This is a genomic window from Pseudomonas sp. RIT-PI-o, from assembly GCF_001297215.1.
In the GTDB taxonomy this organism is placed as follows: Bacteria; Pseudomonadota; Gammaproteobacteria; order Pseudomonadales; family Pseudomonadaceae; genus Aquipseudomonas; species Aquipseudomonas moraviensis_A.
The window spans coordinates 17101-38789 of the sequence record NZ_LHPA01000005.1; the positions used below are offsets into that span (position 1 = coordinate 17101).

The 21689-nt window shown below is 61.5% G+C and carries 22 protein-coding genes; 17 read left to right on the plus strand and 5 right to left on the minus strand.

The features are described from left to right. Complete coding sequence (locus AEQ63_RS00645; protein WP_064361442.1) at nt 1-771, minus strand: 2OG-Fe(II) oxygenase; 771 nt, start codon at nt 769-771, stop codon at nt 1-3. Nucleotides 772-860: 89 nt separating this feature from the next. Next, on the minus strand, nt 861-1487 hold the full coding sequence (locus tag AEQ63_RS00650) for a hypothetical protein (protein WP_064361443.1): 627 nt from the start codon (nt 1485-1487) through the stop codon (nt 861-863). 89 nt (nt 1488-1576) lie between these two features. On the opposite strand from AEQ63_RS00650, the gene AEQ63_RS00655 reads away from it, so the two are divergent. After that, nucleotides 1577-2575: a LysR family transcriptional regulator gene (locus tag AEQ63_RS00655; protein ID WP_064361444.1), complete on the plus strand. Its 999-nt coding sequence runs from the start codon at nt 1577-1579 to the stop codon at nt 2573-2575. 481 nt (nt 2576-3056) lie between these two features. Here AEQ63_RS00655 and AEQ63_RS00660 read toward each other — a convergent pair whose 3' ends face one another. After that, nucleotides 3057-3464, minus strand: coding sequence for a PA2817 family protein (locus AEQ63_RS00660; RefSeq protein WP_007967565.1), 408 nt, complete (start codon nt 3462-3464; stop codon nt 3057-3059). Nucleotides 3465-3537: 73 nt separating this feature from the next. Continuing rightward, nucleotides 3538-5985: an acyl-CoA dehydrogenase gene (locus AEQ63_RS00665; RefSeq protein WP_064361445.1), complete on the minus strand. Its 2448-nt coding sequence runs from the start codon at nt 5983-5985 to the stop codon at nt 3538-3540. Nucleotides 5986-6232: 247 nt separating this feature from the next. On the opposite strand from AEQ63_RS00665, the gene AEQ63_RS00670 reads away from it, so the two are divergent. The 4 genes from AEQ63_RS00670 (at nt 6233) to AEQ63_RS00685 (ending at nt 9401) form a co-directional block, all read left to right on the plus strand. Continuing rightward, nucleotides 6233-6892 carry a transglutaminase-like domain-containing protein gene (locus AEQ63_RS00670; RefSeq protein WP_064361446.1) on the plus strand — a complete coding sequence of 220 codons (660 nt, stop codon included), beginning with the start codon at nt 6233-6235 and terminating at the stop codon, nt 6890-6892. A gap of 43 nt (nt 6893-6935) precedes the next feature. Then, a complete protein-coding gene (locus tag AEQ63_RS00675) occupies nt 6936-7559 on the plus strand; it encodes a glutathione S-transferase family protein (RefSeq protein WP_042610684.1) in 624 nt (207 codons plus the stop codon). Between the two features lie 133 nt (nt 7560-7692). Continuing rightward, nucleotides 7693-8625 (plus strand): ABC transporter ATP-binding protein, encoded by a 933-nt coding sequence (locus AEQ63_RS00680; RefSeq protein ID WP_042610685.1) that lies wholly within the window; start codon nt 7693-7695, stop codon nt 8623-8625. Beyond that, the gene (locus tag AEQ63_RS00685; protein ID WP_039760202.1) at nt 8622-9401 is read left to right on the plus strand and encodes an ABC transporter permease; all 780 of its coding nucleotides are present in this window, start codon (nt 8622-8624) and stop codon (nt 9399-9401) included. The genes AEQ63_RS00680 and AEQ63_RS00685 overlap by 4 nt, the downstream gene beginning before the upstream one ends. Before the next feature lie 140 nt (nt 9402-9541). On the opposite strand, the gene AEQ63_RS00690 is transcribed toward AEQ63_RS00685, so the two are convergent. Beyond that, the gene (locus AEQ63_RS00690) at nt 9542-10060 is read right to left on the minus strand and encodes a DUF2062 domain-containing protein (protein WP_042610686.1); all 519 of its coding nucleotides are present in this window, start codon (nt 10058-10060) and stop codon (nt 9542-9544) included. A gap of 136 nt (nt 10061-10196) precedes the next feature. On the opposite strand from AEQ63_RS00690, the gene AEQ63_RS00695 reads away from it, so the two are divergent. From AEQ63_RS00695 to AEQ63_RS00750, 12 genes are all read left to right on the plus strand, one after another. Beyond that, nucleotides 10197-12431 carry a DNA internalization-related competence protein ComEC/Rec2 gene (locus AEQ63_RS00695; protein WP_064361447.1) on the plus strand — a complete coding sequence of 745 codons (2235 nt, stop codon included), beginning with the start codon at nt 10197-10199 and terminating at the stop codon, nt 12429-12431. A 101-nt stretch (nt 12432-12532) separates the two neighbouring features. Beyond that, nucleotides 12533-13168: a MotA/TolQ/ExbB proton channel family protein gene (locus AEQ63_RS00700; RefSeq protein WP_007908216.1), complete on the plus strand. Its 636-nt coding sequence runs from the start codon at nt 12533-12535 to the stop codon at nt 13166-13168. Beyond that, the gene (locus AEQ63_RS00705) at nt 13165-13593 is read left to right on the plus strand and encodes an ExbD/TolR family protein (RefSeq protein ID WP_064361448.1); all 429 of its coding nucleotides are present in this window, start codon (nt 13165-13167) and stop codon (nt 13591-13593) included. Before AEQ63_RS00700 ends, AEQ63_RS00705 begins: the two co-directional genes overlap by 4 nt. Continuing rightward, nucleotides 13593-14603: a tetraacyldisaccharide 4'-kinase gene (gene lpxK / locus AEQ63_RS00710; protein WP_064361449.1), complete on the plus strand. Its 1011-nt coding sequence runs from the start codon at nt 13593-13595 to the stop codon at nt 14601-14603. Before AEQ63_RS00705 ends, lpxK begins: the two co-directional genes overlap by 1 nt. Nucleotides 14604-14627: 24 nt before the next feature. Further along, nucleotides 14628-14813: a Trm112 family protein gene (locus AEQ63_RS00715; protein ID WP_003179363.1), complete on the plus strand. Its 186-nt coding sequence runs from the start codon at nt 14628-14630 to the stop codon at nt 14811-14813. Then, entirely contained in the window at nt 14810-15574 is a 765-nt protein-coding gene (kdsB, locus tag AEQ63_RS00720; RefSeq protein WP_042610690.1) for a 3-deoxy-manno-octulosonate cytidylyltransferase, read from the plus strand. The genes AEQ63_RS00715 and kdsB overlap by 4 nt, the downstream gene beginning before the upstream one ends. Further along, a complete protein-coding gene (locus AEQ63_RS00725; protein WP_064361450.1) occupies nt 15574-16038 on the plus strand; it encodes a low molecular weight protein-tyrosine-phosphatase in 465 nt (154 codons plus the stop codon). Before kdsB ends, AEQ63_RS00725 begins: the two co-directional genes overlap by 1 nt. Continuing rightward, complete coding sequence (murB, locus tag AEQ63_RS00730; protein ID WP_064361451.1) at nt 16035-17054, plus strand: UDP-N-acetylmuramate dehydrogenase; 1020 nt, start codon at nt 16035-16037, stop codon at nt 17052-17054. Before AEQ63_RS00725 ends, murB begins: the two co-directional genes overlap by 4 nt. A gap of 250 nt (nt 17055-17304) precedes the next feature. Further along, the gene (locus tag AEQ63_RS00735) at nt 17305-17775 is read left to right on the plus strand and encodes a (2Fe-2S)-binding protein (RefSeq protein WP_041479453.1); all 471 of its coding nucleotides are present in this window, start codon (nt 17305-17307) and stop codon (nt 17773-17775) included. Further along, nucleotides 17772-20093 carry a xanthine dehydrogenase family protein molybdopterin-binding subunit gene (locus AEQ63_RS00740; RefSeq protein ID WP_064361452.1) on the plus strand — a complete coding sequence of 774 codons (2322 nt, stop codon included), beginning with the start codon at nt 17772-17774 and terminating at the stop codon, nt 20091-20093. The genes AEQ63_RS00735 and AEQ63_RS00740 overlap by 4 nt, the downstream gene beginning before the upstream one ends. Continuing rightward, a complete protein-coding gene (locus AEQ63_RS00745; protein WP_064361453.1) occupies nt 20093-21073 on the plus strand; it encodes an XdhC family protein in 981 nt (326 codons plus the stop codon). The genes AEQ63_RS00740 and AEQ63_RS00745 overlap by 1 nt, the downstream gene beginning before the upstream one ends. Next, nucleotides 21070-21666 carry a nucleotidyltransferase family protein gene (locus tag AEQ63_RS00750; protein WP_064361454.1) on the plus strand — a complete coding sequence of 199 codons (597 nt, stop codon included), beginning with the start codon at nt 21070-21072 and terminating at the stop codon, nt 21664-21666. Before AEQ63_RS00745 ends, AEQ63_RS00750 begins: the two co-directional genes overlap by 4 nt. Nucleotides 21667-21689 lie beyond the last annotated feature (23 nt).

Sequence of the window (21689 nt, forward strand, 5' to 3'; positions counted from 1 at the left end):
TCAGCTCCAGAAAGTCAGAGGGGAAGCATTGCCGCGATAGCCGACAAAGAACGACAGGCTCAAACGCGGATCCGTTACGCCCGGGGTCACCGAGTGCATGCGGCGCGAGTTGAACATGATGAAATCGCCGGGCTGCGGGCGCACTTCGAGCGCTGGTGGCCCCAGCAGCGATGGCTCGATGCCATAACTGTCGCCACGCATTTCGTCGAATTGGTCCGGGGTGATGTCGTCTTCCCACATCTGCAAAGCGCCACCCTCGGTGGGCATGTTCAGGTAAACGTTGCAGGCGAATTGCGCTTCCAGGCTGCGTGCCTGAAAACTGTCCGGAGCGTCCTTGGCGAAGATGTCGTGGTGGGCGAGAAAGCACACGCCGGGTTTGACCACCCGCGACAAGCCGACATACATCTTGCGCCCGTAGAGGTTTTCCAGATGCGCGCCGGCGGGCCAGGATTCGTCGAGCATGCAGCGCAGGGTGTCGATCGGCGAAGAGTAGGGCGCGCAGCGCTGGCGCAGTTCGTCGATGTTGCGGGTGGCGCGTTCGAAGTAGTCCTCGATCAGCAGCGGCTGGTTTTCCGCCTCATAAAAGGCCATGCCGATGCGGCCGATGCTCGGTGCGTTGATGTAGCCCTCAAAGCCCGGGGCGAGGATCTTGTCGCCAATCTCGACTGCCAGCGGCTCGGGCAGAAAGCGTTTGACGCGGATGGCGAGGACTTCTTCGTTGGCCAGTTTTTTTATGCACGTCTCATCGAGACGCTCGACGTCTAGCATCATTTGTTTAGGTCCATCTATCGATAGTCAACGGAACCGGCGATTGCGGTTCCCCGGCGGCGGACGCTGCGCGACGGCAACGTCCGAAATGCTCAATCCACGCTGTAGTGGACGGACAGCGTGCCTTTCTTCTGCGAAAGTGACGCGATCGTGACTGTGCCCAGATCCTTCAGGCTGCGTACGTGGGTGCCACCGCAGCCATAGGCTGGCAGTTCACCAAAACTGATTTCCCGCGCGCCTTCGCGCAGTGAGGTCAGGCGCGGCAGATCGTGTTCGATCCACTGCTCGATGCCGGTTTGCAGCGTTGGCGCGTCGACCTCTTCAGCGCCATCACCCGGCTTGAATTGCACCCGACCTTCGTCCGGCCAGTGATGCGCCTTGATCGGCATCCAGCCCATGGCCTGAATGAAATGTCCGATCAAGTGCCCGGCCGAGTGCATGCGCGTATTGAAGCGGCGGCGCTGTTCATCGACCCGGATGACGGTCATGCCCAGCGGCACTGGTCGGTCGACGAAATGCACAATGCGCTCCGGCTCTTGCACCACCCGCGAGACCTGGCTTTCACCGATCCAGCCGGTATCGCAAGGCTGCCCGCCGCCCTGCGGGTGGAACAGAGTAGCGCGCAGCACTACGGCGAATTCGTGCTCGTGGGGTGTGCAGTCGAGGACTTCGACATTCGCCTTGAGGTCATCACTGTGAAAAAACAGGCGAAGCGTCATATTCCATGCCCTGATCGAAGTTCTGTTTTTATTATATGAATCGTGCAATAACGTGATAATCCATTCGAACATCAAAGGACTTGTGCGTTGTGAGCATCAATCTTCCGCTGCCGCTGCTGGGTGAAATGGCGATTTTCGTCAAGGTTGTCGAGACCGGCAGCTTCTCTGAAGCGGCCCGGCAGATGGGTTCCTCACCCTCGGCGGTCAGTCGCAGTATTTCCCGACTGGAGAAGGCGTTAGCCACGCGCTTGCTGCAACGCACCACCCGCAAATTGCGTTTGAGCGATGGCGGGGAAGAGGTGTTCAAGCGTTGCCAGGAAATGGTCAGTGCGGCCAGGTCGGTGATGGAGATCAGCGGCCAGTTCACCCACGAAGCGGAAGGTCTGGTCCGGGTCAGCGTGCCGAAGGCGGTAGGGCGCTTTGTGATCCATCCACACATGCCGGATTTTCTGCGCCGCTATCCCAAGGTCGATGTGGAGTTGCTGTTGGAGGATCGTCAGGTGGATCTGATCGATGATCATGTCGATCTGGCGATTCGTATCACTGATCGTCCGCCGGCCGGGCTGGTCGGTCGGCAGTTGCTGACTATCGATCATTTGCTCTGCGCCACGCCGCAATACCTGGCCGAACACGGCACGCCGACGCATCCTCACGACTTGCTCAATCACAGTTGTATTTATCTGGGTGAAACCCCGAGCGATGCGCGCTGGAAATTCAAGAAGGGCAGCAAGGCTGTCACGGTCGGTGTGCGGGGGCGCTATGCCGCCAATCACACTGGCGTGCGGTTGGGGGCGGTATTGCAGCACATCGGGATTGGCAGTCTGCCGTATTTCACCGCGCGGTATGCGTTGGAGCAGAAGTTGATTGTGCAGGTGTTGCCGGACTGGACGTTTCTGGCCTCTTACCATGGCGGGTTGTGGTTGCTGCATTCGCCGACGCGTTATTTGCCGCCGAAGTTGCGGGTGTTTATTGATTATCTGGTGGAGTGTCTGCAGAAGGAGCCGACGTTGGGCAGGCCCGGGAAGTCGGCCGGCGGGAGCAATGCGGCTGTGGCGTATGAGTTGCCTGAGAGTGAGGGGTTGCTTTGAAGTTTTGGGTGTATATCCGTTGCTTCGGGTGTTGCTGATGGCGGTTTCGCCCTTACGGCGAGTCACTTTTTCAGACGCCAAAAAGTAACCAAAACGCTAGCTCCTGCGTTCGGCCCTCGCAGGCTCGGGTTCCTTCGTTGCGGGATCGATCCCTCCACTCAGCCTTCCGACGTCGCCCGTGGATCAAGATCAAAAGCACTCGAGCTAACGCTCATTGTTGAGTGGTGAAAAACTTGTGGTCTGCTTTGGATCTGCGTTGGATTCGCCCCTCACCCCAGCCCTCTCCCGAGGGAGAGGGAGCCGATTTGCGGGTTTTTCAGAATCTGCATTCGACTCGGTAATTCCAGGTCGGCGTACCTCGTCCAAACAACGCGGTCAGTCCCCTCTCCCTCCGGGAGAGGGCTAGGGTGAGGGTGTTTTTGATCTTAAAAAAAGGCCCGCATGGAATCTCCAATGCGGGCCTTTGATTACCAGTCGAGAATCAGTGCTTGCTGTCCTGTGCGGACATGGCCAGCAGTTGTTTTTCCTGGTTCCAGTCGAACGGTTCGTCGTTCTGTTCGGCTTCGTAGCGGCGTTCTTCGAGGGCCTGGTACAGGTCGATTTCTTCGTCGGAGAGGTAGTGCAGGCAGTCGCCGGCGAAGAACCACAGCAGGTCGCGGGGGATCAGGTGGGCGATTTGCGGGTAGCGGGTTATGACTTGGGTGAGGATGTCCTGACCCAGGTACTGGCTTTCGATAGGATCGATCGGCAGGGAGGCCAGCAGTTCGTCGAAGCGCTCGAGGAACAGGGCATGGCTTTCTTCGGGCACTTGTTCGGCCTCACCTACGGCGACCAGGATACTGCGCAGGTGGTCGAGCAACACGAGATGATCGGCAACGACGTTGGACACGAGATAAGTCCTCAAGAGCAAAACGGGCGCGGGAGTATAAAGCCCTCGCGCCGTTTTTTCACATAAACCGGGTTCAGCGGACTTTGCCCTCTGCCTGGGTCAGTTCTTCTTTGGCGAAATCATCGACGTCGATCACCTTGCGGCGGGCCGCTTCGGCGTCGCGCAGGCTTTGCGCTTCGACAGCTTGCAGCACGCCGGCCTCCAGGGCGGCGTCGATGGCATGTTCGTCTGCTGTCAGTTTGACCTGGCCGCTTTTCAGCGCGATGTGCAGCTTTTTGTGCAGAGGTTGCGCAGCGTTGAGCAGGTCGCTGGCGTGTTGCAGTGCGCCCACGGCATCGTCCGGCGATTGCGGGCGGTAGCAGCCGGCGAGCAGTTCTTCCAGGGCCGGATCGCCTTTGGCGCGACCGATGACCGCAGCGACTTCGGCGCCGAGTTTGTCCGACGGGCCTTTGTGTCGGCGGCCGAACGGGAACACGATAACCCGCAGCAGGCAGCCGAAGACCTTGTTCGGGAAGTTGCTCAACAGTTCATCCAGCGCGCGCTCCGACTGGCCGAGGCTTTCTTCCATGGCCCAGCGGAACAGCGGCTCCATGTAGGCCGGCGAATCCAGGTCGTGATAACGCTTGAGCGAGGCGGAGGCCAGATACAGGTTGCTCAACACATCACCGAGCCGCGCCGACAGGCGTTCGCGACGTTTCAGTTCGCCACCCAGAAGCATCATGCTGAAGTCGGCAAGCATGGCGAATGCGGCGGCCTGACGGTTGAGCGCGCGGAAGTAGCCTTGGCTGATCCTGTCGCCCGGTGCATGTTCGAAGTGACCGAGCCCGAGGTTCAGCACCAATGTACTGGCGGCATTACTGACCGCGAAGCCGATGTGCTTGAGCAGCAGGCCATCGAACTCCTTGAGTGCCTGTTCCTTGTCCGCACGACCAGCCAGGGCCATTTCCTTTAGTACGAACGGATGGCAGCGGATTGCGCCCTGACCGAAGATCATCAGGTTGCGTGACAGGATGTTTGCGCCTTCGACGGTGATGAAGATCGGTGCGCCGTTCCAGCTGCGGCCGAGGTAGTTGTTCGGCCCCATGATGATCGCTTTGCCGCCATGCACATCCATGGCGTGGCTGATGCATTCGCGGCCGCGTTCGGTGAGGTGATATTTGAGGATCGCCGACAGCACCGAAGGTTTTTCACCGAGGTCCACCGCGTTGGCGGTGAGCATGCGGGCGGCGTCCATCATCCACGCGTTGCCGCCGATGCGCGCCATCGCTTCCTGGATGCCTTCGAACGCCGACAGCGGCACATTGAACTGTTCACGAATCTGCGCGTACTGGCCGGTCACCAGACTGGTGAACTTGGCCGCGCCGGTACCGACGGCCGGCAACGAAATCGAACGCCCGACCGACAGGCAGTTCATCAGCATCATCCAGCCCTTGCCGAGCATTTCCTGACCACCGATCAGGTAGTCCAGCGGAATGAACACGTCCTTGCCGGAGTTCGGGCCGTTCATGAACGCGGCGCCCAGCGGCAGGTGACGACGACCGATTTCCACGCCTGCGGTATCGGTCGGGATCAGCGCCAGACTGATGCCAAGGTCTTCCTCTTCACCGAGCAGGTGATCCGGGTCGTAGGCTTTGAATGCCAGGCCGAGCAGGGTCGCGACCGGGCCCAGCGTGATGTAGCGCTTTTCCCAGTTCAGGCGCAGGCCGATGACTTCCTCACCTTGCCACTGGCCTTTGCAAATGATCCCCGTATCGGGCATCGCGCCAGCGTCGGAGCCGGCCAGCGGACCGGTGAGGGCGAAGCACGGGATATCGTCGCCACGGGCGAGGCGCGGCAGGTAGTGATTACGCTGTTCATCGGTGCCGTAATGCAGCAGCAGTTCGGCCGGGCCGAGGGAGTTCGGGACCATCACGGTAGAGGCGAGGTCGCCGCTGCGGGTGGCCAGTTTCATCGCCACTTGTGAGTGCGCGTAGGCGGAGAAGCCTTTGCCGCCGTATTCCTTGGGAATGATCAGGGCGAAAAAGCCGTGTTCCTTGATGTGCGTCCAGGCCTCGGGCGGCAGATCCATCGACTGGCCGATCTGCCAGTCGCTGACCATCGCGCAGAGTTCCTCGGTCGGGCCATCGATGAAGGCCTGTTCTTCTTCGCTCAGCTGCACTTTGGGATAGGCCAGCAGTTTGTCCCAGTCCGGACGGCCGCTGAACAGCTCGCCGTCCCACCATACGGTGCCGGCGTCGATTGCGTCGCGCTCGGTCTGCGACATCGGCGGCAGGGTTTTCTGGAACCAGTTGAACAGTGGCGCGGTGAAGTGTTTGCGGCGCAGGTCAGGCAACAGCAATGGCGCGGCGACCACTGCCAGCAAGACCCAGAAAATGAACAGCAGCCAGCCCGGCGCGTGACTGAAAATCCCCATCGCCAGCAAATAGACGGCGACGATGCCCAACGCGGGCAGCGGGGCGATGCGTCGATGGGCGAGATACGCCACGCCGACGATCAAAACCAGTATCCACAACAACAGCATATTCAGTCCTCCGTGAACCAAGGCAAATCGACCCTCCAGAGCTTAGACGGCATCTGTAAATCCGGGTGGTCAGAGCATGGTGATTGAAATCGTGGGAAACCCCGGATGGTTTTCGTAGGTTCGGTGGGCAACACGTGTGGGAAATCGTTCGTTGCTGCGCAGCTTTGCTTTCAGGTTTGGCCGAAACGTCGTTATCTCTGTGCTCAGGCTGTCGCTAGACTCGTGGCTTACCCAGGAGATTGCCGCCATGCACGAGTATCTGAGCCCCGGCCGCTTCATCGATAGTGACCACCCGGCAGTGGTGGAGTTCGCCGAGCAGCATCGCGGTGCCAGCAATGACCCGCGTGAGCAGGCGATCAGTCTTTATTACGCCGTGCGCGAGGCGGTGCGCTACAACCCTTACACCTTCAGCCGTGATCCGCAAACCTTGCGCGGCAGTTACGCACTGGCAGCGGGGCAGAGTTACTGCGTGCCGAAAGCCACGCTGCTTGCCGGTTGCGCGCGGCATTGCGGGATCCCGGCGCGCATCGGTCTGGCCGATGTACGCAATCACCTGTCGACGCCGCGGCTGCTTGAGTTGCTCAAAAGCGATGTGTTTGCCATGCATGGCTACACCGAGCTGTTTCTCGCCGGCCGCTGGGTCAAGGCGACGCCGGCGTTCAACCAGCAACTGTGCGAGCTGTTCAACGTCGCAGCGCTGGAGTTCGACGGGATCAACGACAGCGTTTTCCACCCGTTCAACCGGGACGGCGCGCAGTTGATGGAGTATCTGCTCGATCACGGTCAGTTCACCGACGTGCCGGAAACCTTCTTCTTCGAGCACCTGCAAAAGTGCTATCCGCATCTGTTCAGCGAGCAACTGCCCGTGCTGCTGGGTGATATGCAGACTGATTTGAGTCGCACCTGATCCGGCGTATGCTGGCCGTCCACTCATGTGCAAAGAGGCGGTCATGCTGAAGATCTGGGGACGGAAAAATTCATCGAACGTCAGGAAGCCCCTGTGGGCTGCCGAGGAGCTGGGCCTGGCTTACGAGGCCATCGATGCCGGTGGCGCGTTCGGTGTGGTCGACACGCCCGAGTACCGCGCGATGAACCCCAATGGCCGGGTGCCGGTGATCGAAGATGATGGTTTCGTGCTGTGGGAATCCAACGCCATCGTTCGCTATCTGCTGGCCAAACATGCACCGGGCAGCGCCTGGTATCCGGCCGATGCGCAAGCCCGCGCCACGGCGGACAAGTGGATGGACTGGACCACTTCGAGCTTCGCCGGGCCGTTTCGCACGGTGTTCTGGGGTGTGCTGCGCACGCCCTCCGAGAAGCAGGACTGGAAGGCGATCAACGCCGCGATCAAGGAATGCGATGAATTGCTGAACATGGCCGACCATGCCCTGATCAGCCAGCCTTATCTCTCCGGCAATGACATCGGCATGGGTGACATCCCGCTGGGCAGCTTCATTTATGCCTGGTTCGAAATGCCCATCGAGCGCGCTCCGCAGCCCCACCTGCAAGCCTGGTATGAACGTTTGAAGCAGCGTGCGGCCTATCAGAAAGCGGTCATGACCGCGTTGACTTGATAATTACTATCGACACACTTGACTGTACTTGTGCGGCGGCGGCAAGCACCATTGCGAACTTGCGCCGCGGTTGTTTCCCTCGCCGCCCGCCCTTATTTATTCCTTTCCTTCCTTCTTGGTGCGTAAATCCGATATGAGTTCCGCTCTGTCCATCCGGCAGCTAACCAAAACCTACGGCAACGGGTTCCAGGCCTTGAGTGGTATCGATCTGGACGTCGCCGAAGGTGACTTTTTCGCCTTGCTCGGCCCCAACGGCGCCGGCAAATCCACCACCATTGGCATCCTCTCGACCCTGGTCAACAAGACCAGCGGTACGGTGAATATCTTCGGCCACGATCTGGACAAGAACCCGGCGGCGCTCAAGCGCTCGATCGGTGTGGTGCCGCAGGAATTCAATTTCAACCAGTTCGAGAAGACCTTCGACATCGTCGTGACCCAGGCCGGTTACTACGGCATTCCGGCGAAAGTCGCCAAGGAACGCGCCGAGCAGTACCTGACCCAGCTCGGCCTGTGGGACAAGCGCGATGTGCCGTCACGTTCGCTGTCCGGCGGCATGAAACGTCGTCTGATGATCGCCCGTGCACTGGTGCACGAACCGCGTCTACTGATCCTCGATGAGCCGACTGCTGGCGTTGATATCGAGCTGCGCCGTTCGATGTGGACTTTCCTCACCGAGCTGAACCAGAAAGGCATCACCATCATCCTGACCACGCATTATCTGGAAGAGGCCGAGCAGTTGTGCCGCAACATCGGCATCATCGACCACGGCACCATCGTCGAAAACACCAGCATGAAACAATTGCTGGGCCAGTTGCACGTGGAAACCTTTTTGCTGGATCTGAAAAACGACCTGCATGCGGCGCCGCAATTGCTCGGCTACCCCGCCCGGTTGCTTGACAGTCATACCCTGGAAGTCCAGGTCGACAAATCCATGGGCATTACGGCGCTGTTCACCCAGTTGGCGCAGCAGAACATCGAAGTGCTGAGCCTGCGCAACAAAACCAATCGCCTCGAGGAGTTGTTCGTGTCCCTGGTGGAGAAAAATCTGTCGAAGGTGGCGGTATGAGTTCCGAGTTCGGTCCCAACCTGGTCGCCCTGCAAACCATCGTCTACCGCGAGGTCAAACGCTTCATGCGGATCTGGCCGCAGACGCTGCTGCCGCCGGCGATCACCATGGTTCTGTACTTCGTGATCTTCGGCAACCTGATCGGCCGGCAGATCGGCGACATGGGCGGCTTCACCTACATGGAGTACATCGTGCCGGGCCTGATCATGATGTCGGTGATCACCAACTCTTACGGCAACGTGGTATCGAGCTTTTTCGGCAGCAAGTTCCAGCGTTCGATCGAAGAGCTGATGGTCTCACCGGTGTCCCCGCACACGATCCTCATCGGCTTCACCATTGGTGGTGTATTGCGCGGTCTGGCGGTGGGTCTGATCGTGACGATACTGTCGCTGTTCTTCACCGATTTGCAGGTCCATCACCTCGGCGTGACCATTCTGGTGGTGGTGCTGACCGCGACGATCTTCTCGCTGCTGGGCTTCATCAACGCGGTGTTTGCGCGCAACTTCGATGATATTTCGATCATCCCCACTTTTGTGCTGACTCCGCTGACTTACCTGGGCGGGGTGTTCTACTCGATCACCTTGCTGCCGCCGTTCTGGCAGACCGTGTCGCTGGCCAACCCGGTGCTGCACATGGTCAACGCCTTCCGCTACGGCATCCTTGGTGTCTCGGATATTCGCATCGGCATCGCCATTACGTTCATGCTGGTGGCGACCGTGGTGCTGTATCTCGGCTGTGCGCGGTTGCTGGTGAGCGGGCGCGGGATGCGTACCTGATCCAGGACCGCGTCGCCTTCTTCGCGACCAGGCTCGCTCCCACACTGCAATGATGTCCGTGGGAGCGAGCCTGCTCGCGAAGGGGCCAGCCCCCAGACACAACGAAAAAACGGCCTCCCATCGCGGAGGCCGTTTTGCATTCATTTCTGCCGACTTTTCTTGCGCCGCCGCCATTGCCGCGCCACCCACCAGCGCCAGTACAGCATCACCAGAAAGTAGGCGAGGATGCCCAGCACCAGCCCGACGACCACCGAGCCCAACAGAAACGGTTGCCAAAGCGTCGACAATTCGCCGCTGATCCATTCCCAGGTCAACTCGTCCGGCAGATGCCGCGCCGGCACATCCATCAGGAACGCCCCGGCCTGATAGGTACAGAAAAACACCGCCGGCATGGTGATCGGGTTGGTCAGCCAGACCAGACTCACCGCGATCGGCATGTTGCCGCGCACCATCACCGCCAGCGCCGCCGCGACCAGCATCTGTGCTGGTATCGGCAGGAACGCGGCAAACAGGCCGACCGCCATCGCCCGGGCCACCGAGTGGCGGTTGAGGTGCCAGAGGTTCGGGTCATGCAGCAACTTGCCGAGAAAGCGTAAGGATTTGTGTTCCCTGATGCTCGTCGGGTCTGGCATGTAACGTTTGAATAAGCGCCGGGGCATAAGGCTTCTCGGTCGGTTAAGGCGGCAAGTATGTCTGGATTCTACGAACCGCCCATTCAGACTTTGTGACAATTGTTGACCACAGTGGTGCCGCAGACCCGCTATGCCTAAGGAGGGGACTCTCAAGGACGGGCATATGCGCACAGGGATGATGGCGCTGGCAGTCGGTCTGCTGGCCCCGGTTTTTTTGCCGGCCTTGCCGCCGGTCGGTTGGTGGGTGGTACTGCCGGTGGTGGCGCTGATGGTCCTACCGTTTCGCAGCTATCCACTGGCATTTTTGTTGTTTGGCTTCACATGGGCCTGCGTCGGCGCGCAGATGGCTCTGAATGACCGCTTGCCGCCGCCACTGGACGGCGAAACCCGTTGGCTCGAGGGGCGTGTGGTCGGCTTGCCGCAGCACGGCGACGGTGTGGTGCGTTTCGAACTGGCTGACGCCCGCTCGCGCCACGAAAAGCTGCCATCGCTGATGCGCCTGGCCTGGTACGCCGGGCCGCCGGTCAACAGCGGCGAACGCTGGCGTCTGGCGGTGAAGTTGAAGCGCCCGGGTGGCTTGCTCAATCCCGACGCCTTCGATTACGAGGCCTGGCTGCTCGCCCAGCGCATCGGTGCGACCGGTACGATCAAGGATGGCCAGCGTCTGGCTGAGGCCCGGTACGCCTGGCGCGACAGCGTTCGTCAGCGCCTGCTGGCGGTCGATGCGCAGGGGCGAGAGGGCGCGTTGGCGGCGCTGGTGCTCGGCGACGGTTCGGGTCTGAGTCGCGAGGACTGGCAGGTACTGCAAGACACCGGCACCGTGCATTTGCTGGTGATTTCCGGCCAGCACATCGGTTTGCTCGCCGCGGTGATGTATCTGCTGGTCGCCGGGCTTGCGCGATACGGTTTGTGGCCGTTGCGCTGGCCATGGCTGCCCTGGGCATGCGGCCTGGCCTTCGCGGCGGCGCTGGGTTATGGCTTGCTCGCCGGTTTCGATGTGCCGGTGCAGCGCGCCTGCGTGATGGTGGCGCTGGTGCTGTTGTGGCGCCTGCGTTTTCGCCATCTCGGTGCGTGGTGGCCGTTGTTGCTGGCGTTCAACGGCGTGCTGCTGTTTGATCCGCTGGCCAGTTTGCGTCCCGGGTTCTGGCTGTCTTTCGCCGCGGTGGCGGTACTGATTTTCACCTTCGGCGGGCGGCTGGGCGCTTGGCGCTGGTGGCAGACCTGGACCCGCGCGCAGTGGCTGATCGCGATTGGTTTGTGTCCGGTGTTGCTGGCGCTCAGCTTGCCGATCAGCGTCAGTGGCCCTGTGGCGAATCTGTTGGCGGTGCCGTGGGTCAGTCTTGTGGTATTGCCGCCGGCGTTGCTCGGCACGCTATTGCTGCCCGTGCCTTATGTTGGCGAAGGGTTGTTGTGGCTGGCCGGTGGTTTGATCGACTGGCTGTTTATCGGACTGGCGCTGATTGCCGGGCAATGGCCGGCGTGGATACCTGCCGCTATTCCATTGTGGGCGCTGGTCTTGGGCAGCCTCGGCGCCTTGTTATTGCTGTTGCCCCGTGGTGTGCCGCTGCGTCCATTGGGCTGGCCGTTGATGTTGCTGCTGATATTGCCGCCGCGAGAGCGAATAGAAGAGGGGCGGGCCGATGTCTGGCAACTCGACGTCGGCCAAGGCCTGGCCATCCTCGTGCGCACCCGCCATCACGCGTTGCTCTATGACGCCGGGCCGCGTTTCGGCGAGTTCGATCTCGGCGAGCGAGTGGTGCTGCCAGCGCTGCGCAAACTCAATATGCAAACGCTCGACCTGATGCTGCTCAGCCATGCCGACGCCGATCACGCTGGCGGCGCCGGGGCGGTGATGCGTGGATTGGACGTGCACCGCATCGTCAGTGGCGACCCGCCAAACCTGCCGCCGGAGTTGAGCGCCGAAGCCTGCGCAAGTGGCGAACAGTGGCAGTGGGATGGCGTGCAGTTCCAGCTCTGGCAATGGTCGGCGGCCGATGACAGCAACCAGCGCTCCTGTGTCTTGCAGATCGAAGCCAACGGCGAGCGCCTGCTGCTCACCGGCGACATCGACATTCACGCCGAGCGCGATCTGCTCGACAGTCCACTGGCGGTGCCGACGCAGTGGCTGCAATCGCCGCATCACGGCAGTCGCAGCTCATCGTCGATGGCCCTGCTCAAAGCCTTGCAGCCGGAATCAGTGCTTATCTCCCGTGGCCACGGCAACTCCTTCGGTCACCCGCATCCGACCGTGCTTGCGCGCTACCGCAAGCAAGGCCTGCGCATCTATGACAGCGCCGAGCAGGGCGCCATCCATCTGCAACTGGGCAGCTTCAAACCTCCGCGGACGATGCGTCACCAGCGGCGTTTCTGGCGCGAGCCGCCGGCGCCTGGCCGTTGATCGGTGCCAGCATGGTTGCCACCTTACGGTCGTCGGGGCGGCGGGTCTTAATCGCGGATCGGTATGGTAAAGTGGCGCACTTTTTCGAGGGGACTGTCACTGTGTGGGAATTGGTCAAATCCGGCGGCTGGATGATGTTGCCGATCATTCTGAGTTCCATTGCGGCCATGGCGATCGTTGCCGAACGCCTGTGGACACTGCGCGCCAGTCGCGTCACCCCCGAGCATCTGCTGGGTCAGGTCTGGGTCTGGATCAAGGACAAGCAGCTCAATAAGGAAAAACTCAAGGAATTGCGCGCCAACTCGCCGCTGGGGGAAATCCTCGCCGCGGGCCTGGCCAACTCCAAGCATGGTCGCGAGATCATGAAGGAGTGCATCGAAGAGGCCGCCGCGCGGGTCATTCATGAGCTCGAACGCTATGTCAACGCGTTGGGCACCATCGCCGCGATGTCGCCGTTGCTCGGTCTGCTCGGCACTGTGCTCGGCATGATCGACATTTTCAGTGCCTTCACCGGTTCCGGCATGACCACCAATGCATCGGTGCTGGCCGGCGGTATTTCCAAGGCGCTGATCACCACGGCGGCGGGCCTGATGGTGGGTATTCCGGCGGTGTTCTTCCACCGTTTCCTGCAACGCCGTATCGACGAGCTGGTGGTCGGCATGGAGCAGGAAGCGATCAAACTGGTGGAAGTGGTGCAGGGCGACCGTGACGTCGATCTGGCCGAGGGCCGCGCGTGAAATTCCGTCGCAAGCCTCGGGAAACCATCGATATCAACCTCGCGTCGCTGATCGACGTGGTGTTCATTCTGCTGCTGTTTTTCGTGGTCACTACCACCTTCACCCGTGAAACCCAGCTGCGCGTGGATTTGCCGGAAGCAGTCAGCGGTTCGCCGGCCGAAGATCAGCAAGTCAAACAACTGGACGTCGCGATCAGCGCCGAAGGCGTGTTCTCGGTGAATAACAAGATTCTGCCGAAGAATGACCTGCCGACGCTGATGGAAGCCATGCAGAAAGAATCCAACGGCGATACCAGCATGCCGCTGTCGATCAGTGCCGATGGCAAGGCCCAGCACCAATCGGTGATCACCGCCATGGACGCGGCCGGCAAGCTCGGTTTCAGCCACCTGCGCATGACCACGGTCGAGGCGGCGCCGAAATCCTGATGAGCCTCTCCGATCGCCTGCTCACCGCGTGGTATCAGGGGCACCCGGCCCTGACGCTGCTGCGGCCGCTGGAAATGTTGTATCGCCGTGTGGTGATCAACAAACGTCAGCGCTTTCTCGACGGCGAAGGTGAAATCTACCAATCGCCCGTGCCGCTGATTGTGGTCGGCAATATCACCGTCGGCGGCACCGGCAAGACACCGATGATTCTCTGGCTGATCGAGCATTGCCGGCGCCGTGGACTGCGGGTTGGCGTGGTCAGTCGTGGTTATGGCGCCAGGCCGCCGCACCTGCCGTGGCGCGTCGAAACTGCGCACAGCGCCGAGGTTGCCGGTGACGAGCCGCTGCTGATTGTCCAGCGCACCGGCGTGCCACTGATGATCGACCCTGATCGCAGCGCCGCCGTCAAAGCCTTGATCGCCAGTGAGCCTTTGGACCTGATCCTGTCCGACGATGGCATGCAGCATTACCGCCTCGCACGGGATCTGGAACTGGTACTGATCGATGCGGCTCGTGGCCTGGGCAACCAGCGCTGTCTGCCGGCCGGACCGTTGCGTGAGCCGGTCGAGCGCCTGCAAAGTGTCGACGGCGTGCTGTTCAACGGTGCCTTGGCTGATCGCGACGACGGTTTTGCCTTCCGCCTGCAACCCGCGGCGCTGGTCAATCTGCACAGCGGCGAACGTCAGTCGCTCGAACATTTTCCGCCCGGCCAGGCGCTGCACGCGGTAGCCGGGATCGGCAATCCGCAACGTTTCTTCAATACCCTCGAAGCGCTAGACTGGCGGCCAGTTCCGCATGCGTTTGCCGACCACGCCGAGTACAGCGTGCAGGCCCTGAATTTCACCCCGTCATTACCCTTGGTAATGACCGAAAAGGACGCGGTGAAGTGCCGTGCCTTTGCTGCTGCCGACTGGTGGTATCTGGCGGTCGATGCCGTGCCGTCGCCGGCCTTCGTGGCCTGGTTCGACACGCAGCTGATGCGCCTGTTGCCGGATCGTCTGTTGCCTTAACTGTTTTTATTTCTGGGAATGTTCATGGACACCAAACTGCTCGACATCCTTGCTTGCCCCGTGTGCAAAGGCCCGCTCAAGCTCAGCGCCGACAAGACCGAACTGATCAGCAAGGGCGCCGGCCTGGCGTACCCGATCCGCGACGGCATCCCGGTAATGCTGGAAAGCGAAGCGCGCACCCTGACCACCGACGAGCGCCTGGATAAATGACCACAGCCTTCACCGTTGTCATCCCGTCGCGTTTCGCCTCGACCCGTCTGCCGGGCAAGCCGTTGCTCGATATCGCCGGCAAGCCGATGATCCAGCATGTCTGGGAACAGGCGAGCAAAAGCAGCGCCACCCGCGTCGTGGTTGCCACCGATGACGCGCGCATTGTCCAAGCGTGCAAAAGCTTTGGCGCCGAAGTGGTGCTGACCCGTGAAGATCACAATTCCGGCACTGATCGTCTGGCCGAAGTCGCGGCGAAACTGGGTCTTGCGCCGGATGCGATCGTGGTCAACGTGCAAGGCGATGAGCCGTTGATTCCGCCGAGCGTGATCGATCAGGTCGCCGCCAACCTTGCTGCCCATACCGAAGCGCGCATGGCCACGCTGGCCGAGCCGATCGAAGATGTGGAAACCCTGTTCAACCCCAACGTTGTGAAGGTTTCCAGCGACATCAACGGTCTGGCCCTGACATTCAGTCGTGCAACCTTGCCATGGGCTCGCGATGCATTCGCCAGAAACCGCGAGCAACTGCCGGAAGGCGTGCCCTATCGCCGCCACATCGGTATTTATGCCTATCGCGCCGGGTTCCTCCACGACTTCGTGAGCTGGGGGCCCTGCTGGCTGGAAAACACCGAATCCCTCGAGCAACTGCGTGCCTTGTGGCACGGCGTGCGCATTCATGTCGCCGACGCGCTGATCGCGCCGCCGACCGGCGTCGACACCGTCGAAGACCTTGAGCGGGTTCGTCGCCTGCTGGGGGCCTGATGCGCGTTCTGTTTGTGTGCCTGGGCAACATCTGCCGTTCGCCCACCGCCGAAGGCGTGTTGCGCCACAAGTTGCGCGAAGCCGGATTGGCGGACGTGGTCGAAGTGGCCTCCGCCGGCACCGGTGACTGGCACGTCGGCAACCCGCCGGACAAGCGCAGCCAGGCCGCGGCGAAACTGCGCGGTTATGACCTGTCGACGCAACGCGCGCAGCAGGTCAGCCGGGCCGATTTCGCCAGCTACGACCTGATTCTCGCCATGGATAACAGCAACCTGCGCAACCTCAAAGCCTTGCAGCCGTCCGCCGGCAAGGCCGAGCTTGACCTGTTCCTGCGTCGCTATGCTGGATTGGTCGATGAAGTGCCAGATCCGTATTACGACGGTGATCAGGGGTTCGAGCAGGTGCTCGATCTGATCGAAGCGGCCTGCGATCAACTGCTGATCGAAGTGAAGGGCCGCTTATGAGTTTGCAGATACAAGCGCAAGTGTCGCTGAAAGCGTTCAACACCTTTGGCGTCGATGTGCGTGCGCAACTGTTTGCCGAAGCCCACAGCGACGCCGACGTCCGCGAGGCGCTGGCCTATGCCGCGTCCCATGACGTGCCGTTGCTGGTGATCGGCGGCGGCAGCAATTTGCTGCTGACGGCGGATGTTCAGGCGTTGGTGTTGCGCATGGCCACTCGTGGCATTCGGCTGCTCAGCGATGATGGCAGTCGCGTAGTGATCGAGGCGGAAGCGGGCGAGCCGTGGCACCCGTTCGTCCAGCACACGCTGGCCCAGGGGCTGGCCGGGCTGGAAAACCTCAGCCTGATTCCTGGCACCGTCGGCGCCGCGCCGATGCAGAATATCGGTGCCTATGGCGTCGAGATCAAAGACGTGTTTGCCGGGCTGACCGCGCTCGACCGCGAGAGCGGCGAGCTGCGTGATTTCAGTCTGGAAGACTGCAACTTCGGCTACCGCGACAGCCTGTTCAAGCAGCAGCCGGGACGTTGGCTGATCCTGCGGGTGCGCTTCAGGCTCGATCGCGCAGCGCACCTGCATCTGGAATACGGCCCAGTGCGTCAGCGCTTGAGCGAGCAGGGCATCGAGCAGCCGACGCCCACCGACGTCAGCCGCGCCATCTGCAGCATCCGCAGCGAAAAACTGCCGGACCCGGCGGTGCTCGGCAACGCCGGCAGCTTCTTCAAGAACCCGCTGGTGCCCGCCGCTGTAGTCACGCAGATCAAAGCGCAGCACCCGGATCTGGTGGCTTATCCGCAAGCCGATGGACAGATGAAACTGGCCGCCGGCTGGCTGATCGAACGCGCCGGCTGGAAGGGTTTTCGCGACGGCGATGCCGGCGTGCACAAGTTGCAGGCACTGGTGCTGGTCAACTACGGCACGGCCACCGGTCTGCAACTGCTCGACCTGGCGCAACGTATCCAGAAAGACATCGCCGAGCGCTTCCATGTCGAACTGGAAATGGAGCCCAATCGGTATTGAGGCTACGCTTGCCTGATGCCATCCAAAGCCCTGCACTGATGAAAAAAGTGCAGGGCTTTTTTGTTAATGCTGGGTTAACTTAGCGACCTAACGATACCTACCATTTGCTCCACCCAAAGGCCCGGTGCAGACGTTCCCGTCGGCGCAAGAGAGCCTGATTAGCCTGAGTCGATCTGCGCGAACCCACCGCTGATTTTCCGGCGGCAGATTGCTCGACCCCATAACCACTAAAAAATATGCGGGCGTGCCCATGATTACCCTGAAACTCAACGGTCAAGACCACTCCCTCGATGTCACCGAAGACATGCCGCTGCTGTGGGCGATTCGTGACGTAGCCGGTTACAACGGCACCAAGTTCGGTTGCGGCATGGGCCTGTGCGGCGCCTGCACCATCCACATCGACGGCTTGCCCGCGCGCAGTTGCATCACGCCGATCGGCTCGGTGATCGGCCAGAACGTCACCACCATCGATAACCTCCACGCCGATCCGGTGGGCAAGGTCGTTCAGCAAGCCTGGCTCGACAGCGCGGTCGCTCAATGCGGTTATTGCCAGGGCGGGCAGATCATGTCGGCCACCGCTCTGCTGAAAACCAATCCCAACCCGAGCGACGAGCAGATCGAAGAAGCCATGGTCGGCAACATCTGCCGCTGCGGCACCTACAACCGGATCAAAACCGCGATCCGCCAGGCCTCCACGCAACTGAAGGAGGTGAAGGCATGAGCCGCGTCCCGAATGATTTCGCCCTGAGCAACCTCAGCCGCCGTGGCTTTCTCAAAGGCGTCGGCGCCACCAGCGCGCTGGTCCTTGCGGCGAGTTGGGGCTGGCAGGATGCGCTGGCCGATGACGCGGCGAAGAAGTTCGGCGCCGACGGCATGCCCAATGGCTGGATCGACGATCCCAAGGTCTATGTAAGCATTGCCGCCGATGGCAGCGTCACCGTGGTGTGCAACCGTTCGGAAATGGGCCAGGGCGTGCGCACCAGCCTGAGCATGGTGGTTGCCGATGAACTGGAGGCCGATTGGGCGCAGGTCAAAGTGCAGCAGGCGCCCGGTGACGAAGTGCGCTTCGGCAACCAGGACACCGACGGTTCGCGCAGCATGCGTCACTGGTATGAGCCGATGCGTCGTTGCGGCGCGGCCGCGCGGACCATGCTCGAACAGGCGGCCGCTGCGCAATGGAAAGTGCCGGTCGGCGAATGCCATGCGCAACTGCACAAAGTTATTCATAAACCCTCCGGCCGTGAGCTGGGGTATGGCGAGCTCGCCGCTGCGGCCAGTGCGCTGGCAGTACCGGCGCGTGACAGCCTGCGCCTCAAGCAGCCGTCGGAGTTTCGCTACATCGGCAAAGAAGGCACCAAGGCCATTGATGGTGCCGACATCGTCAATGGCCGCGCAGTGTACGGCGCCGACGTGCATTTCGACGGCATGCTCTACGCCACCATCGCTCGCCCGGCAGTGTATGGCGGCAAGGTCAAAAGCCTCGATGACAGCGCCGCACTGAAAGTCCCGGGCGTGCTAAAAGTCATTCAGATCGAAGGCCGACCGTTGCCGTCGGAGTTTCAGCCGTTGGGCGGCGTCGCAGTCGTCGCGAGCAACACCTGGGCGGCGATCAAGGGCCGCGAGGCGCTGAAGATCGAGTGGGACGACGGCCCGAATGCCAGTTATGACTCGATTGCCTATCGCAAAGAGCTTGAAGCCGCGTCGCTGACAGCCGGCAAAGTGGTGCGCAACACCGGTGACATCGACAAGGCCCTGAGCGGCGCTGCCAGCACCCTCGAAGCCTCGTACTACCTGCCGCATCTGGCGCAGGCGCCGATGGAGCCGATGGTTGCGATTGCGCGGTTCAAGGACGGCGTGTGCGAGGCCTGGGCGCCGAGCCAGGCACCGCAGGTCACCCGTGAGCGCATCGCCGAGCGCCTGGGCGTACCGTTCGAAAAGGTCACTTTCAACGTAACGCTGCTGGGCGGTGGGTTCGGGCGCAAGTCGAAACCGGACTTCGTCGTCGAAGCGGCGATTCTCGCCAAGGAATTTCCGGGCAAGGCTGTACGGGTGCAGTGGACGCGTGAAGACGACATCCACAACTCGTATTTCCACACCGTATCGGCGGAGTACCTGAAGGCCGGCATCGACAAGAACGGCATGCCCTCCGGTTGGCTGCATCGCACCGTAGCGCCAAGCATCACTGCACTGTTTGCCCCGGACATGAACCATGAAGCCGCGTTCGAGCTGGGCATGGGCTTTACCAACATGGCCTACGCGATTCCCAGCGTGCGCCTGGAAAACCCCGAAGCCAAAGTGCACACGCGGGTCGGCTGGTACCGCTCGGTATCGAACATTCCCCATGGCTTTGCGATTCAGAGTTTCGTTGATGAATTGGCGCACAAGGCCGGTGAAGATCCGCTCAAGTACCAGATCAAACTGCTCGGGCCGGACCGGCAGATCGATCCTCGCACCTTGAGCGAAGAGTGGAACTACGGCGAATCGCCCGAGCGTTATCCGATCGACACCGGTCGCATGCGCACGGTGCTGGAAACGGCCGCCAAGGCTGCCGGTTGGGGGCGCAAGCTGCCCAAGGGCCGGGGGCTCGGTCTGGCCGTTCATTACAGCTTCGTCACCTATGTGGCGGCGGTGATTGAGGTCGAGGTCAAGGACGACGGTTCGCTGATCGTGCACAAGGCCGACATCGCCGTCGACTGCGGGCCGCAAATCAACCCTGAGCGTATCCGTTCGCAGTTCGAAGGCGCGTGCGTCATGGGCCTGGGCAATGCCGTACTCGGTGAAATCAGCTTCAAGGACGGCAAGGTGCAGCAGGACAACTTCCATATGTACGAGGTCGCGCGCATGTCGCTGGCACCGAAGGAAGTTGCGGTGCATCTGGTCACGCCGCCGGGGGACGTGCCGTTGGGTGGCGTTGGTGAGCCGGGCGTACCGCCAATTGCTCCGGCGCTGTGCAATGCGATCTTCGCCGCGACCGGCAAGCGCATCCGCAATCTGCCGGTGCGTTATCAGTTGCAAGGCTGGCAGAAGGCGGAGGCGTAATGGACAGCGTCGATCTCAACGTCCTGCGCAGCGTCCTCGAATGGCGCCGCGCCGGGCAGCGGGTGGTGCTGTTCAGTGTGGTGCAGACCTGGGGCACCGCACCGCGCTCGCCCGGCGCCATGCTCGCCTTGCGTGAAGATGGCGTGGTGATCGGCTCGGTGTCGGGCGGCTGTGTCGAGGATGACCTGATCGCGCGCCTGCACGACGGTCGCATCGCCACCGAGGGCCCGCCAGTGCAGATGATTACCTACGGCGTGACCCGCGAGGAGGCCGCGCGTTTCGGCCTGCCATGCGGCGGCACCCTGCGCCTGACCGAGGAGCGCGTCGGGGATCCGGCGTGGGTGGCCGAGCTGCTGCAGCGTTGCGAAAACCATGAAATCGTTGCCCGGGAACTGAACATCGAAACCGGCGAGGTGCTGTTAACTCCGGCGACTAAATCCGACTCACTGGTGTTCGACGGCAAAGTCCTGCGAGCGATTTATGGCCCGCGCTGGCGCCTGTTGTTGATCGGCGCCGGGCAGTTGTCGCGCTACGTCGCCGACATGGCGCGGCTGCTGGATTTCGAAGTGCTGATCTGCGATCCGCGCACCGAGTTCGTTTACGGCTGGGAAGAGCAACATGGCCGTTTTGTTCCCGGCATGCCGGACGAAGCGGTGCTGAACATCCAGACCGACGAGCGCACGGCGATTGTTGCCTTGACCCACGATCCTCGGCTGGACGACATGGCGTTGCTCACCGCGCTCGACTCGCCGGCGTTCTACGTCGGCGCGCTGGGCTCGCGGGTCAACAGCCAGAAGCGCCGGGAAAACCTCGCTCAGCTAGGCTTGTCGCAAACATCGATTGATCGCCTGCACGGGCCGATCGGCCTGCACATCGGCAGTCATTCGCCGGCAGAGATCGCCTTGTCGTTGCTGGCGGAAATTGTCGCGATCAAGAACGGTGTGGAGCTGAAACAGAAAAAAACGCTGGAGGGTGCATGAGCCAATCCATCGCAGTGATCGTGCTGGCAGCGGGCGAGGGCAAGCGCTTTCGCCAGATCGCCGGCCCTGACAAAGACAAGTTGCTCGCTGACTGCACGGGGCGCGACGGCGCCGTGCGCTCGGTGATCGAGCAAGTACTCGTGAACCTGCCGGCCAGTCTTGACAAGCGCGTACTGGTCACGACCGAAGCGCGCCCGCAGGCGATGCGCATGGCCCAGGCTTACGGCTGCGATGTGGTGTCGATCGCATCGACAGGTATGGGCGACAGCATTGCCGCAGGGGTTGCCGCTTGCCCGGACGCCGATGGCTGGTTGATTGTGCTGGGTGATATGCCGTTTATCTTGCCATCGAGTATTGAGCGAGTGGTCGCGGCGATGGCTGACGATGCGGTGAGTGTGCCGGTGCTGGGTGGCGAGTTTGGCCATCCGGTGGGGTTTGGTCGTTCATTTGGCGCGCAATTGCAGGCGCTGACCGGTGATCGTGGGGCCCGGCCGTTGTTTGCGCATGGTAGGGTGGTGGAAGTGGCGGTGGAAGATCCTGGTGTATTGTGGGATATCGATGTGCCTGAATCTTTGGTATTTCCTCATTCCTGAGCCATGCACAAATCCCCTGTAGG